We start from the raw sequence: 14,439 nt of genomic DNA, 5'->3' as shown, positions 1-14,439 counted from the left end.
CGCCGAAAAGGGTTCTAAAATTTTAATACGCACGTTCTTTATTACCCTCGTAAAAGTTTATAAAAGCTCTATTTACTACTCTATTTCCTCCAGCTGTTGGGTAATTCCCAGTAAAATACCAGTCGCCAATGTGTTCTGGACAGGCTTTGTGTAAATTTTCAACAGATTGAAAAATAATTTTTACTTCGGCCTTTAAGGTACTATCACTTAACAACTCTGAAGCTTTATCTGAAATCTCTTCATCTGTAAAAGGATCGTATATTTCTTTAACAAAATTCTTTACATCTTTATCGTCTAACGCGGTTTGACTTAAACATTTGTTATAAACCTCTTCTACTATATGATACATACCTCTATCCTTTAATAGTGCTAATGCCGATTTAAAGGCTATTAAAGTTTCAAGATTTGCCATATCAATGCCATAACAATCTGGGTAGCGAATTTGAGGCGCCGAGGACACTACAATTATTTTTTTAGGATGCAGTCGATCTAGCATTTTAAGAATACTCTTTTCAAGTGTTGTACCGCGCACAATACTATCGTCTATAATTACCAAATTATCGGTGGGCTTTATAACACCATAGGTTACATCGTAAACATGAGCTACCAAATCGTCTCTACTACTATCTTCTGTAATAAAAGTTCGTAATTTTACATCTTTAATGGCAATTTTCTCTATTCGTGGTCGTTCTTCTAAAATTCTGGTAACTTTCTCGGCAGACATTTTTCCACCTCCATTTAAAATAGCTTCTGTTTTCTTTTCGTTTAAATAGTCTTCAACAGTTTCTATCATCCCGAAAAACGACGATTCGGCAGTATTTGGAATGTACGAAAAGACCGTGTTTTTTGTATCACAATCAATAGCCTTAAGAACTTTAGGCATTAATAATTTACCTAACATTTTACGTTCTTGATATATTTGAGCATCACTTCCACGAGAGAAATAAATACGTTCGAAAGAGCAGGACTTTTTCTCTAAAGGTTCCAATATTTTTTTTATACTAACCTTACCAGATTTTTTGGTAATTAAAGCATGTCCAGGTTTTAATTCCTTAACATCTTCAAAATTCACATTAAAAACGGTCTGTATTACTGGTCGCTCTGAAGCTACAACCACCACTTCGTCGTCTTTGTAGTAATACGTAGGACGAATCCCTGCTGGATCCCTTAAAACAAAAGCATCGCCATGCCCAACAAGACCAGCCATGGCATAACCACCATCCCAATTTTTGGCAGCACGTCGTAATATTTTGGCGATATTAAGTCGCTTTTCAATTAGTGGCGAGGCTTCTTTTTTGGAAAAACCCTCTTTCTTTAAATCTTTGTAAATTTTACTAACAGCATCATCTAAAAAATGCCCGATTTTCTCCATAATGGTAATAGTATCGGTATATTCTTTAGGGTGTTGCCCTAAATCTATCAAACTGCTAAATAACTCTTTAACGTTTGTCATATTAAAGTTACCAGCCATTATTAAGTTTCTGTGCATCCAATTGTTTTGCCTTAAAAAGGGATGTACACTTTCCACACTATTTTTTCCAAATGTACCATAACGGACGTGCCCTAAAAGCACTTCGCCAATATATGGTATATTCTTTTTTTGCGCAGCCACATCATCAACATACTCCGGATGCGCAACAAACTCTTTATTAATACGTTGGTTAATTTGTGAAAAAATATCTTGAATGGGTTGTTGGGCTATAGAGCGCACACGGCTTATATAGCGTTCGCCAGGCTTCGTATCTAGCTTAATGCTTGCAAAACCAGCGCCATCTTGACCGCGGTTATGCTGCTTTTCCATCATTAAATACATTTTATTCACTCCATAAAATGCACTTCCATATTTTTCTTTATAATATTCTAGTGGTTTTAAAAGTCTAATTACTGCTATTCCACATTCGTGCTTTAATGCATCACTCATAATTATAAAAGGTTATCGCTTTAGTTCTTATTTTTAAATATTTTGAATTCCTACCTTAGCAGTATTATTAAAATTAAAAACGCACTCTAAATAAGAGCGCGTTAATTTATGACAATTCTATTTCAAATTGCGTTAATTGCTTAAATTGTAATAAGCGTTTACGCACCTCTTCACTTTGTAAATTAACCATGCGTTCTGTACCAAATTTTTCTACACAAAACGAGGCTAAAGTAGAGCCAAATATAACCGCATTTTTCATGTTTTCGAACGAGGTGTCTCCAGTTTGAGCCATATACCCCGCGAAGCCCCCTGCAAACGTATCGCCTGCTCCTGTAGGATCAAAAACTTCTTTAAGTGGTAAAGCTGGAGCATAAAACACTTGGTCGTTATTAAATAACAAAGCACCGTGCTCGCCTTTTTTAATAACCACATATTTTGGTCCCATTTTATGAATTTTTTTAGCCGCCACTACTAGGGAATATTCCCCGGTTAACTGCCTGGCCTCCTCGTCGTTTATAGTTATCACATCGACGCGTTTAATAACATTTAAGAGGTCGTCTAGAGCAGAATCCATCCAGAAATTCATCGTATCTAAAACAACCAATTTGGGCTTGGTTTGCATTTGATCTAACACAGCAGACTGCACTATGGGGTGCAAATTACCCAACATAACCACCTCGGCATCTTGATAAGCTTCTGGAACAACGGGATTAAAATGGGCCAAGGTATTAAGCTCTGTAATTAAAGTGTCGCGAGAATTCATGTCGTTATGATAGCGACCGCTCCAAAAAAAGGTTTTACCATCTTTAACAATTTCTACGCCTGAGAGATCAATATTTTTATTTGATAACAAATCTAAATACTCTTGAGGAAAATCGCCACCTACAATTGAAACGGCTGCGGCATCGATATCGAAATGAGAGGCTGCAAGCCCAATAAAAGTAGCTGCGCCACCAAGAATTTTATCGGTTTTTCCGAAAGGTGTCTCAATAGCATCGAAAGCCATTGTACCTACTATCACTAATTTACCCATACTGGTGTTCTAATTTTTGCAAATATAAGTGTTTTAAAAACGAAGACAATAATATTTTTTTATGACTATATGATAACTATCATATTAATAATTATATCTGTATGTCCCTTTTTTCGTCATACGACGAAAAAATCTGCGTCCATCTGCGAAATCAGCGAGAAAACAAATATTAGATAAGGGATAATTACCCCGCAGATTTACGCGGAATAAAAATAAATATCTATTGTCGTTTCGGCACAAAGATGTCATCATAAGTTACTAATTTATAGGTTTATGACATATAAAGGACAATTAATTATAAAATATAGCAAAAGAAAAAAAGCGTTTTCCTCAAAATTTAATCAATTTACTATTTTTAAACATTAGTGTCCGACTAAAAACGTTTTATAATCGTTAATCTCTTTTAAATAAAGAACTTGACGCGTCTTTTAAAATGATACCTTGTTTATATAAAACAATTATAAAGAGTGCGATGAGATGTTTTATTATTCAATTCACTTCTGCCAATCAGCTAGTTAGAATCTAGCCTTGGTTCTAACGTCTAAAAGCGAAGCGGTCTTATGTCTTTTATCGGACATTAATGATTTTTAAATAAGTTGCTCATAGAATTTAAAAACAGACCTTTATGTATGAAGAGAATAACGTACCAATGCCCTCTTCGTATTTCTAAATCAACACGAGTTTTAAGGCTCAATTCTATTTTAGAAAGATGCCACACGTTATTTTCGTCCAAAATCTGCAGGAATTTCTCCCCAAGCCTTAGTTTCCCATTTTACAATAACGGTAGAATAGCTGTTGTTTTTTAGCCATTCGACAGCTCTATCCACAAGATCAAAAAGCGCTTTGTTCTTTTCGTTACGCTCTAATTTTGTATTACACTTTTTATTTTTAACCCAGCTCATGGCCGTTTTAGAATCGGTATATATAATTCGGTCACTATTATTATTTTTCAGCAATGCTAAACCATGAACAAGTGCTAGAAATTCGCCTATATTATTGGTGCCCTGCTCGAATGGACCCTGAATAAAGAGTTGTTTTTTTGTTTTGGTATCTACACCTCTATACTCCATAATACCAGGGTTTCCGCTAGAAGCGGCATCAACCGAAATAGAATTGTAATTGGGCTGTCCTATTCTCTTTAATTGCTCGGCAGATAAATCACTTTTAAACTTCGAGGCTTTACCAATATAATCTTTATAATGTCCTTTAAATGCCTTTTGTGCTTCATTAAAAGTTGGAAACGATTTATATAGAGCACCTTGATAATCTTGAATTTGGGCTTTACATGCATTCCAAGATTCAAAAACACCAGTTTTATGGCCTTTCCAGACGGTATAATATTTTTTCTTTTTTTTACTCATTTTTTTTTCCGCTAAAGCGGAAATCTTTTAAATATAAATTCTAAGTTTCTTTAAGGATTAGTTGCTCAACCACTCTAGGAAAATGCGCCATCTCTAATTCATGGATTTTAGCCGCAACATCTTGAGCAGAATCATTTGAGTTTACCTCGCATTTGGCCTGGAAAATGATGGCGCCTTCATCATAATGTTCATTTACATAATGAATGGTTATGCCTGTTTCAGTTTCGTTATTTGCTACAACCGCCTCATGTACATGCATGCCATACATCCCTTTTCCGCCGTATTTAGGCAATAAGGCCGGGTGTACGTTAATTACCTTATTAGGAAATGCCTGCAAAATATTTTCTGGAAATTTCCATAAAAAACCCGCCAAAACAATAATATCTGGATTTGATGCTTTTAAAATATTTAAAACATCATCGGTTTCTGTAAAAGCTATTTTATTAAAACTTAACGCACTAACCTTTAGTTTTTTGCAACGCTCTAAAACTTTGGCCTGCGGATTATTGGTAAGCACCTGAACAACAGAGGCTTTATTGCTGTTTTTAAAAAAGGTAATTAAGTTTTCGGCATTCGTCCCGCTTCCAGAGGCAAAAATTACAATACGTTTCATAAATTTAGTGTATATTATAGCATTTAATATGTTTTGTAAACCACTAATCCGTTTTAAAAACAGGGGCTCACAAAACAATTAAATGTGTTTTGTTTTAGCCCGAAAAGACCAGTTTTATGTAAATAAATAAAAAAATAACAAACAATTTAAGTGCGAAAATATAAATACTTACAACCATTTTTAGTAAATTACCAACACATTTTTCAAGTAAAGGTGTTTATTATAATAAAGTTTTTTATTTTTGCGACTTAATTAAAACTTAAAATTAAGAAATTATGTCAGACATTGCATCAAGAGTAAAAGCTATTATCGTTGATAAATTAGGCGTTGACGAGAATGAAGTTGTTACAGAAGCAAGCTTCACTAACGATTTAGGAGCAGACTCATTAGACACTGTAGAACTAATTATGGAGTTCGAAAAAGAATTCGATATCCAAATTCCAGACGACCAAGCTGAAAATATTGCTACAGTAGGTCAAGCTATATCTTATATAGAAGCTGCAAAATAAGCAAAAATTTATGGAAATAAAGCGAGTTGTAGTCACAGGATTAGGGGCTTTAACACCAATAGGAAATACCAAAGACGAATTTTGGGAAGGCCTCATTAGTGGTAAAAGTGGTGCTGCGCCTATAACATATTATGACACCGAAAAGTTTAAAACGAAATTCGCTTGCGAATTAAAAAACTTTAACGCTACCGATTTTCTCGATAGAAAGGAGGCTCGAAAAATGGACAAGTTTGCGCAATATGCTATGGTAGCAGCAGACGAGGCTATTGAAGACTCGAATTTAGATCTGGATAAGGTTGATAAGTTGCGTGTTGGTGTTATATGGGGCTCAGGTATTGGTGGCTTAGAAACCTTCCAGCAAGAAGTATTAAATTTTGCTGCGGGCGATGGTACACCAAGATTTAACCCGTTCTTTATACCTAAGATGATATCGGACATTGCGCCTGCAAACATCTCCATAAAACATGGTTTTATGGGACCCAATTACACGACAGTTTCTGCTTGTGCTTCTTCAGCCAATGCTATATTCGACGCTCTAAACTCTATACGTTTAGGCTATTGCGATGTTATAGTAACTGGAGGAAGTGAAGCCGCAGTAACCATTGCTGGAATGGGAGGATTTAACGCTATGCATGCCCTATCTACTAGAAATGAGAGTCCAGCAACTGCTTCTCGCCCCTTCGACAGTACCCGTGATGGTTTTGTTTTAGGCGAAGGTGGTGGCGCTTTAATTCTAGAAGAGTACGAACATGCCAAAGCAAGAGGTGCTAAAATTTACGCTGAGGTTTTAGGAGGTGGATTATCTTCTGATGCCCATCACATGACGGCCCCTCACCCAGAAGGTGTTGGCGTTGTTACCGTTATGGAAAATTGTTTAAGGGACGCAGGGCTTAAGCCAGAAGATATAGACCATATTAACACGCATGGTACTTCTACACCTTTAGGTGATGTGGCAGAGCTTAAAGCCATCTCAAAAGTATTTGGCGACCACGCGAAAAATATAAATATTAATTCGACCAAATCGATGACAGGGCACTTGTTAGGTGCAGCAGGAGCTGTTGAAGCTATTTCGGTTATATTGGCTATGGAGCACGGTATCGTACCTCCAACGATTAACCATACCACTGCAGATGAAAACATTGATCCAGAATTAAATTTAACTTTAAACAAGGCTCAAAAGCGAGATGTTAAAGTAGCCATGAGTAATACATTTGGATTTGGCGGACACAATGCTTGTGTATTATTTAGAAAAATGGATTAAATCCTGAATGCAATAAACCTTAACGATAAATTAATTTTTACAGTAAAATGAAACAAGGTTTATTACATCTGACATTTCAATAATTATATTAACCATCAGATGAAAAGCATTCGTAACATATTAAATTCCCGTTTTAAAGGTAACGGGAATTTTTTTTTACAATTAACTAAAATTCTCGGGTTTAAACCTAAGCATGTCAAGTTTTATAGCACAGCCTTTACACACCGTTCTATGAACATTAAAGACAGTAAAGGTCATGCTATTAATTACGAACGCCTAGAGTTTTTAGGCGATGCTATGTTAAGTGCTGTTATTGCATCGCATTTATATCTTGAAGTTCCTAGCGGCGACGAAGGTTATCTTACAAAAATGCGCTCTAAAATTGTAAGTAGAGCACATTTAAACCAGCTTGGTAAAGACCTAAATTTAATAGATTTTGTAGAAAGCAAAATACCTACTGGACAATTTGGAGACAACATTCACGGTAATTTGTTTGAGGCTTTAGTAGGTGCTATCTTTCTTGATAGAGGCTATAAGTATTGTGAAAAATTTATTTTTAAGCGTGTTATAATTCCCTATGTAGATATTGCCACTTTAGAAGGTAAGGTTATAAGCTATAAAAGTTTGCTAATTGAGTGGTGCCAAAAAGAAAAGAAAACCTTCGATTATAAAGTGTATGAAGACACGGGTAAAGATGAGGTTAGGCATTTTTCAGTCAAGCTATCTATCGATAACAAGGTGGTTTCTAAGGCTAGAGGCACCTCTAAGAAAAAGGCCGAAGAAAAAGCCTCTAAACGTGCTTTCTTTGCTTTTCAAGATAAAATATCAAGGGAAATTTAGTGGTTAACCAATTCCTTTGTTTTGAATATTTCATCTGTTTTTAGTCATTCACTAGTCATTGCTAATCTCCGTAACATGGTATTGAATATCGGTTATTTCTAATTTTAACCATGTCCATTCACCCTCCTTTAAGGCCCAACTCGCTTCACATTCTACTGGTATTTTTATGCCATTCCGCTCCTCTGTCTTTGTTGCAACTACCGTCCATCTAGTAGCTTCACTGGCCTTTGAATCTTGATAACGCATAGCAACGAATTTTATAAAATTCCCGTTTTCATCAAAATAAAATTCTCCAGATCCTATTGTTCCTTTATACGCCATAGTAGCTTTAGCAGAATGGCTATCTATGCTCTCCCACTTAATATACGAGCTTAAAGATGCTGAGGGCAACCAAACTATTTCTGCCAAGTATCGTTGTAGTGCGGCTTGATTTAATTTTTTGTCATTTTTAGCTTGTGCAACTGGAATAAGTGATAATAATTTAATGGTCATTTCCCCCTTGCCATTTTCAAATTTATCGCGACCAGCAACTTTTAAAACAGGGTTCATCTGAGTAGTAATACTCCAATTAAATCCGGGAGGTTCCACTGTAATATATTGTTCGGCTCTACCCGTGTACCATGCCGCTTGTTCGGGCTTCATCTTTAGTTTCAATTCCTGAACCAAGTGCACGCTAGAAATATACGGTTTACCAATCACTCCACTGTGAGTTAACCATTTCTGAACAACAGGTGGTAAGTTTACCAACGCCTCTTTGGTAACCATATCATCTTTTGTGGGTTCTAAGTTTTTAAAAAGTGCTATTCTCTCTTTTTTAATGGTACTCTTAAAACTAAAATTTGAATAGGCCACTATTATCGCCATAGATATAAATAGGTTTGCTATCGTGCCAAATTTTGCATCACTCCAATGATTTATAATTACAAATTGAGAGATAATTACACCCATCATGCCCATGATAAACCAGTAATTCGATTGTGCGATTAAAAGCACTACGGTAATAGCGAACAATACAAAACCTAACAGCCATAGCAAGCCTAATGTTTTGGAAATAGGTTGAGAAATCGCACTAAATTCGAATATACCAAACGATTTAAAAAACCCAAACAAATGGATAATTGCATGTATTCCAATCCATATAATTAAAGCTAATCGCATAACACTTTCTATTTGTGGTTAAACCAAGAACACAATCTACCTATTTAAGCGGAGTTCCTACTCGCATTAATATTTCCGAAAAGCGAACGGGTAACTAATTTTTCATAAATTTTCTTTTCATTATTATCTTTACCCACCCCATTTTTTTCTAACTCTTGAATTTTTTTAAGAGCATACTGTTGTATGGTAAGCAAAGGCAAAACAATGGCTTCTCGCATATCAATAGAAGCTTTTCCTGTAGGCTCGTTCTCCATTAAGTTGGCATAACCCGTTAGTTTTAAAAGCAAGCTTTTAGTAATTTCATATTCGTTGTAAATAATTCGCCAAAATTCGCCAAACTCTTCATCTTTAGCCATGTATTTCGTTAAATCGAAAAACGATTTTGTTAAAGACATCATACTGTTTTCTATTAAAGTTTTAAAGAATTTCGAGTTGTTATATAACTGTTTTACTTTATCTAGCTCGCCAGCATCTTCATATTTTTTAAGTGCCGTACCCACCCCATAAAAACCAGGTACATTTTGTTTTAGTTGACTCCACGAGCCCACAAAAGGTATGGCTCTTAAATCTGAAAATACTAATCTATCTGAATTCCCTCTTTTAGATGGCCGACTTCCAATATTAGTTTTAGAATAGTATTTAAGCGTACTTATGCGTTCTAAATACGGTAAAAACATAGGGTGACTTTTAAAATTTTTATAGGTTTGATAACTGGTTTCAGCCAAATCTGTCATCACTACTCTATCGGCATCAGATAACTCATTACGATTTACAAAAATTCTATTTCCAACGCCAGAACTAATAAGCTGCTCTAAGTTGTATTGCGACGATTCTAGTGTGCCAAAATTAGAGCTAATGGTTTGTCCTTGTATGGTAAGCTGTACCTCTTTATCTTCAATAGTTGATCCTAAAGACGAATAAAATTGATGAGTCTTGCCGCCACCTCTAGCTGGAGGGCCACCACGACCATCAAAAAATATGGCCGTAACATCGTATTTTCTAGAGATTTCTGTTAATAATTCTTTAGCTCGAAAAATACCCCAATTGGCCATCAAATACCCGCCATCTTTTGTGCCATCGGAAAAACCAAGCATGATGGTTTGTTTGTTTCCCCGACTTTGTAAATGGGCTTTATAGGCCAGATTAGTGTACAACTGCTCCATAACCGCAGGCGCATTTTCTAAATCGTCAATAGTTTCAAAAAGCGGTACAACATCTACCGTTAAGTTATCGTTAAAGGCAACCATTTTAAGCATGGCAAACAATTGCATCACATTTAAAGCGGTTTGGTTATTACTAATAATATACCTGTTGGCACCACGCTCGCCATTAGTGACCTGAATGGTTTTAATGGCTTGCATGCTTTTTAAAGTGTTTCTAACCATTTCATCTTCAAAAGCATTAACATCAATAGGGGCACCACCAACCTCAGACAATATTTTTATTTGTTCACTTTCAGACAAATCATTGTAGTTCTCAGGAAATACATCACTTCCGTTTTCAATTAAACTGTTTATAACGGTGTTAAAAACACTGTTGTGAATTCTGCTGTCTTGTCTAATATCAAGAGTGGCAAAATGATAACCAAAAAGTTGGACTCTGTTTAATAAACTGTTAATTTCCTTAACGTATAAGGACTGGTGTTCCTCGACAATAAAATCTCTAATGCTAACTAACTCCGTTGTTAACTCCTGTAAAGAAATGGGATTTGCCGTATTTAAATTAATGCTAAAATCGTAAAGGCGAGTTTCTAATTTTATAACTCTATCTTCTACACCTCTAAAGGTAAGTTTGCGTCTTAGAGCTTTTAAATCCTGATAATACTTTTTTAGAACAGCCGTCTTTAATTTCTTAGCTACTTTTATAGTTGTTTTTGGCTTTACATACGGATTTCCATCGCGATCGCCACCTGGCCAGAAACCAATATTTATAATTTCGTTATGCTTTTTATTATCGGTGTATATATTTTGTTGTATATAATTATAAATCTTTCCAAACGAGGTGTAAAACACATTTTCTAAGTACCAAATAAGACTTTTTGCTTCGTCTAGGGGTGTAGGTTTCTCACGTTTAAAGAACGGCGTTTTACCCAATTGGGCGAACAAATTATTTATTTCATTTAAGTTATTGTCCTTTATAGCTTCAGTTAAATCGGTAATAATCCCTAAAACAGAACCCGGATAAAACTGTGTAGGATGCGCGGTTAAAACAATACGTACCTTAAATTCTTCAAGATAAGCACGTAAATCTTCCATTTTATTTTGAGACATTGCGGTTTCCTTAAGGTTTCGCAATGTGCCTAAGCCTTCCATATTATTAATAATTGGAAAAGCAGCATCTTCAACAGCATCAAACAAAACAACCTGTCTTTCAATGTATTGAATAAAGCGGAATAATAAATTAATCTGACTTTCTTTGTTTCGTCGGGCTTGGTATTTACTAAAAAACGTATCTACTATGGTTATGGGATCGTCGCCACTGGCAAAACCTTTTTTACAAGTTTCGTGAAATAAGGGAAGTAATACGCCGGTTTTGGTTATAGAATCAAAAGGCAATGTCATAAATATACTGTTGTATATTTGAAATTTAGACAATACGTTTTGATTAAAGCGCGTTAATTTTGGTTCTACAGACATAAAAAATAAGGTTGCTAAAAAGTGAAACGTAAAAATACTAAAGCTTTAACGAATCAACTTAACTGTGTTTCAGTTTTATTGATTTTGCGGATTTACTAAATTTCTTTTAAGAATAATTAACTAATAACTCATCTTATTGCTATATAATTTATTCTAAATTTATAAAATATGTTTACAATACGTTAAAACGCTCACAGATGATGCAGTCTACAGAAAATGAGTATATTTGCAGATTAATTATGTAACCAATATGAAAAAAACACACTCTTTCCACATTCCAGTTATGGGTATTGGATTTACAATAGATTCGCCACTAAAAGTAGCGCAATATGGTATGGACTCTGTAATTTCTTTAGTTGATGATATTTTACTTGAGAAGTTGAGGAAAATGTATAGCGAAAAATTTAAAATTCCTTACACTGAGATTACAGATAAAATAGAAGATTTTAGAGCAAAAAGAATCACATCATACTTAAATTTAATAAACGATTTAGCCGAAGAGAAATTCGAATCTTTAAAGCAAATGGCTAATAATAAAAGTGATGATTTACAAGCCTATATTAATATGCTGCCAGACGGCTCTAAATTAAAGGCTGAATTTAAAAAACTAACATCTAAAGAATTCGATTTTTCTGAGATTAGAAAATGGGCGAACAATAATTTATATATGGGCAGTATAGATGTGAATATCATGACTAAGCTGGATCGAGAAAATTATGTTAAGAAAGAAAAATTACCCACAGAGTACAACGATGCACATGCGGCTTTACGAGGCTTTGCAGAAAGTAAATTAAATTCTTCGATTGTACTTTCTGCAGGTATGAATCCGAGGCTTTACACCTATATGTCTCAGTTTAAAGACTTCTTCCCTGATGAAAATGGGGTCTTTAAAAAGAAACTAATCTTAAAAGTTAGTGATTACAGATCGGCATTAATACAAGGAAAGTTTTTAGCTAAAAAAGGCCTTTGGGTGTCTGAGTATAGAATTGAGTCTGGACTAAATTGTGGCGGCCATGCTTTTGCCACAGACGGCTACCTTTTAGGTCCTGTTTTAGCCGAGTTTAAAGAGAAGAAAGAAGAACTTCAAACAACCATTGAAGCCCTTTTAAAGCAAGAGCTTTTAAACCAAAACAAAGTGGTTCCTAATGCGCTATCTTTCGAAATAACAGCTCAAGGTGGTGTGGGTACAAACGAAGAACATGAGTTTTTATTAGAGCATTACAATCTTGACGCTGTGGGTTGGGGAACGCCATTTTTACTTGTACCCGAAGCCACTACGGTTGATGATGCTACCATACAGAAATTGGTTGATGCTGAAGAAAAAGACTTGTATTTAAGTGACATCTCACCATTAGGCGTGCCATTTAACAGCTTAAAAGGCAATACCAAAGATTTAGAAAAACAGGTGTTAATCGACAAAAATAGGCCAGGAAGTTCGTGCCCTAAAAAGTTTGTTGCCTTGAACAAAGAATTTAAAGAAACTGGTATTTGTACGGCCTCTAGAGAGTTTCAACACTTAAAGATAAAAGCTCTAAAAGAACAAGAACTCCCTAAAGAAGAATATGAGAAAGCTTATCATAAAATTATAGAGAAGTCCTGTACCTGTGTTGGTTTAGGCACGTCGGCCTTATTAAAATACAACTTAGATACTAAAGTTGAAGGTGCAGGTGTTTCTATTTGTCCAGGTCCAAACATGGCGTATTACTCTAAGGTTATGAGTTTAAAGGAAATGACCGACCATATCTACGGAAGAGCGAACATGATAACCCGTCAAGATCGTCCAAATCTATTTATCAAAGAGCTGGATATTTATATTGATTATTTAAAAAATAAGTTAGAAGAAGCCAAAGCTTCCTTTAATAAAAAAGAAGAAAAATACCTCGTTAACTTTACCAATAATATGAAAGAAGGCGTGTTGTATTATCAAAATCTATTTAAAAGCGTAAAAGGTGTATTTGAAGATATAAAAATTTCGGCTTTAAAGGAATTGGAAAAAAGCGAATTAACCTTAAACGAAATTCATGTAGAAATTAAAAAATTATCTGCTGTAGCTGCTTAGTAACCGTTTTTAAATTAAGATTAAAAATAAATTTTAGTATAACATGATTATAATTGGGATAGCCTCTAAGTAATTGATAGAGCTATCCCTTGTTTTAATTTTAAAAATATTAAAAGCCATGGATCTAGTAAAAGAAATAAATCGGCTTAAAAAGGAAAAGAATGCTGTTATTCTTGCCCATTATTATCAAGTACCAGAAATTCAAGATATTGCAGACTATGTTGGTGATAGCTTAGGATTATCACAAAAAGCTGCCGAAACCGATGCTGATATCATCGTTTTTGCGGGAGTCCATTTTATGGCAGAAACTGCAAAAATTTTAAGTCCTGATAAAATAGTGGTTCTACCCGATTTAAATGCAGGATGCTCTCTAGCAGACTCTTGTCCGCCAGAGGCTTTCGAGAAGTTCACAAAAGCACACCCAGACCATGTGGTGATTACTTATGTAAACTGCTCGGCAGAAATCAAAGCACTAAGCGATATTGTATGTACCTCATCTAACGCTTTAAAAATTGTAAATTCTATTCCTAAAGACACCCCAATTATTTTTGCACCCGACAAAAACCTTGGGGCTTATATCATTAAAGAAACGGGACGCGATATGTTGCTCTGGGATGGTAGTTGTGTGGTGCACGAAGCATTTTCGATGGATAAGCTTATTGCCCTTCATAAAAAATATCCAGATTACAAAATTATTGCCCATCCAGAATCTGAGGAGCATATTTTAAATACCGCGACTTATATAGGCTCTACAGCAGGTATGATTAATTATGTAAAACAGCATCAAGATCATAAATTTATTGTGGCCACCGAAGCTGGTATTCTGCACAAAATGAAAGAGGAAATGCCGAATACCGAATTAATTCCTGCGCCTGCTAAAGAAGATAATACCTGTGCCTGCAGTGAATGCCATTTTATGAAAATGAATACGCTTCAAAAATTACACGATTGCTTGCTTAACGAATCGCCTCAAATAGAAGTGGATAAGGCTATTATTGATCGTGCTTTATTGCCTATTGAGCGCATGTTAGAATTATCAAAATAACCC

General features: G+C 35.1%; 11 protein-coding genes. 5 read left to right on the top strand and 6 right to left on the bottom strand.

Annotation, left to right across the window (positions count from 1 at the left end; translation table 11 throughout):
- Window positions 1-22: 22 nt before the first annotated feature.
- From FEZ18_RS07520 to purN, 4 genes are all read right to left on the bottom strand, one after another.
- Window positions 23-1,921: an amidophosphoribosyltransferase gene (locus FEZ18_RS07520; protein ID WP_153267750.1), complete on the bottom strand. Its 1,899-nt coding sequence runs from the start codon at window positions 1,919-1,921 to the stop codon at window positions 23-25.
- A 106-nt stretch (window positions 1,922-2,027) separates the two neighbouring features.
- A complete protein-coding gene (locus FEZ18_RS07515; protein WP_153267749.1) occupies window positions 2,028-2,954 on the bottom strand; it encodes a PfkB family carbohydrate kinase in 927 nt (308 codons plus the stop codon).
- Window positions 2,955-3,673: 719 nt separating this feature from the next.
- Entirely contained in the window at window positions 3,674-4,315 is a 642-nt protein-coding gene (locus FEZ18_RS07510; protein WP_153267748.1) for a viroplasmin family protein, read from the bottom strand.
- Window positions 4,316-4,355: 40 nt separating this feature from the next.
- Complete coding sequence (gene purN, locus FEZ18_RS07505; RefSeq protein WP_153267747.1) at window positions 4,356-4,928, bottom strand: phosphoribosylglycinamide formyltransferase; 573 nt, start codon at window positions 4,926-4,928, stop codon at window positions 4,356-4,358.
- 275 nt (window positions 4,929-5,203) lie between these two features.
- On the opposite strand from purN, the gene FEZ18_RS07500 reads away from it, so the two are divergent.
- The 3 genes from FEZ18_RS07500 to rnc all read left to right on the top strand — a co-directional run bounded on the left by FEZ18_RS07500 (window position 5,204) and on the right by rnc (window position 7,538).
- Window positions 5,204-5,437, top strand: coding sequence for an acyl carrier protein (locus FEZ18_RS07500; RefSeq protein ID WP_007647141.1), 234 nt, complete (start codon window positions 5,204-5,206; stop codon window positions 5,435-5,437).
- A gap of 10 nt (window positions 5,438-5,447) precedes the next feature.
- Entirely contained in the window at window positions 5,448-6,698 is a 1,251-nt protein-coding gene (gene fabF, locus FEZ18_RS07495) for a beta-ketoacyl-ACP synthase II (protein ID WP_153267746.1), read from the top strand.
- Window positions 6,699-6,797: 99 nt separating this feature from the next.
- The gene (gene rnc / locus FEZ18_RS07490; RefSeq protein ID WP_153267745.1) at window positions 6,798-7,538 is read left to right on the top strand and encodes a ribonuclease III; all 741 of its coding nucleotides are present in this window, start codon (window positions 6,798-6,800) and stop codon (window positions 7,536-7,538) included.
- A gap of 51 nt (window positions 7,539-7,589) precedes the next feature.
- Here the strand turns inward: rnc and FEZ18_RS07485 are convergent, their stop codons facing one another.
- Both FEZ18_RS07485 and FEZ18_RS07480 read right to left on the bottom strand, forming a co-directional pair.
- Window positions 7,590-8,696 carry a DUF6920 family protein gene (locus FEZ18_RS07485; RefSeq protein ID WP_153267744.1) on the bottom strand — a complete coding sequence of 369 codons (1,107 nt, stop codon included), beginning with the start codon at window positions 8,694-8,696 and terminating at the stop codon, window positions 7,590-7,592.
- Between the two features lie 44 nt (window positions 8,697-8,740).
- A complete protein-coding gene (locus FEZ18_RS07480; RefSeq protein ID WP_153267743.1) occupies window positions 8,741-11,332 on the bottom strand; it encodes a phosphoenolpyruvate carboxylase in 2,592 nt (863 codons plus the stop codon).
- Window positions 11,333-11,582: 250 nt separating this feature from the next.
- Here FEZ18_RS07480 and FEZ18_RS07475 point away from each other — a divergent pair, with 250 nt between their 5' ends.
- Together FEZ18_RS07475 and nadA are read left to right on the top strand one after the other, a co-directional pair.
- Entirely contained in the window at window positions 11,583-13,391 is a 1,809-nt protein-coding gene (locus tag FEZ18_RS07475) for a hypothetical protein (RefSeq protein WP_153267742.1), read from the top strand.
- Window positions 13,392-13,509: 118 nt separating this feature from the next.
- Entirely contained in the window at window positions 13,510-14,436 is a 927-nt protein-coding gene (nadA, locus tag FEZ18_RS07470; protein WP_153267741.1) for a quinolinate synthase NadA, read from the top strand.
- Window positions 14,437-14,439 lie beyond the last annotated feature (3 nt).

This window comes from Oceanihabitans sp. IOP_32 (genome assembly GCF_009498295.1).
GTDB classification, from domain to species: Bacteria; Bacteroidota; Bacteroidia; order Flavobacteriales; family Flavobacteriaceae; genus Wocania; species Wocania indica.
Note: the sequence above shows the minus strand (reverse complement) of the source record. Positions and strands in the feature narration are given on the sequence as shown.

What these genes read in the sequence shown, in the direction of transcription:
- nadA (WP_153267741.1), top strand. Translation starts at nt 13,510, where the DNA reads ATGGATCTAGTAAAAGAAATAAATCGGCTTAAAAAGGAAAAGAATGCT.
- purN (WP_153267747.1), bottom strand. Translation starts at nt 4,928, where the DNA reads ATGAAACGTATTGTAATTTTTGCCTCTGGAAGCGGGACGAATGCCGAA.
- FEZ18_RS07500 (WP_007647141.1), top strand. Translation starts at nt 5,204, where the DNA reads ATGTCAGACATTGCATCAAGAGTAAAAGCTATTATCGTTGATAAATTA.
- FEZ18_RS07510 (WP_153267748.1), bottom strand. Translation starts at nt 4,315, where the DNA reads ATGAGTAAAAAAAAGAAAAAATATTATACCGTCTGGAAAGGCCATAAA.
- FEZ18_RS07485 (WP_153267744.1), bottom strand. Translation starts at nt 8,696, where the DNA reads ATGCGATTAGCTTTAATTATATGGATTGGAATACATGCAATTATCCAT.
- fabF (WP_153267746.1), top strand. Translation starts at nt 5,448, where the DNA reads ATGGAAATAAAGCGAGTTGTAGTCACAGGATTAGGGGCTTTAACACCA.
- FEZ18_RS07475 (WP_153267742.1), top strand. Translation starts at nt 11,583, where the DNA reads ATGAAAAAAACACACTCTTTCCACATTCCAGTTATGGGTATTGGATTT.
- FEZ18_RS07520 (WP_153267750.1), bottom strand. Translation starts at nt 1,921, where the DNA reads ATGAGTGATGCATTAAAGCACGAATGTGGAATAGCAGTAATTAGACTT.
- FEZ18_RS07480 (WP_153267743.1), bottom strand. Translation starts at nt 11,332, where the DNA reads ATGTCTGTAGAACCAAAATTAACGCGCTTTAATCAAAACGTATTGTCT.
- FEZ18_RS07515 (WP_153267749.1), bottom strand. Translation starts at nt 2,954, where the DNA reads ATGGGTAAATTAGTGATAGTAGGTACAATGGCTTTCGATGCTATTGAG.
- rnc (WP_153267745.1), top strand. Translation starts at nt 6,798, where the DNA reads ATGAAAAGCATTCGTAACATATTAAATTCCCGTTTTAAAGGTAACGGG.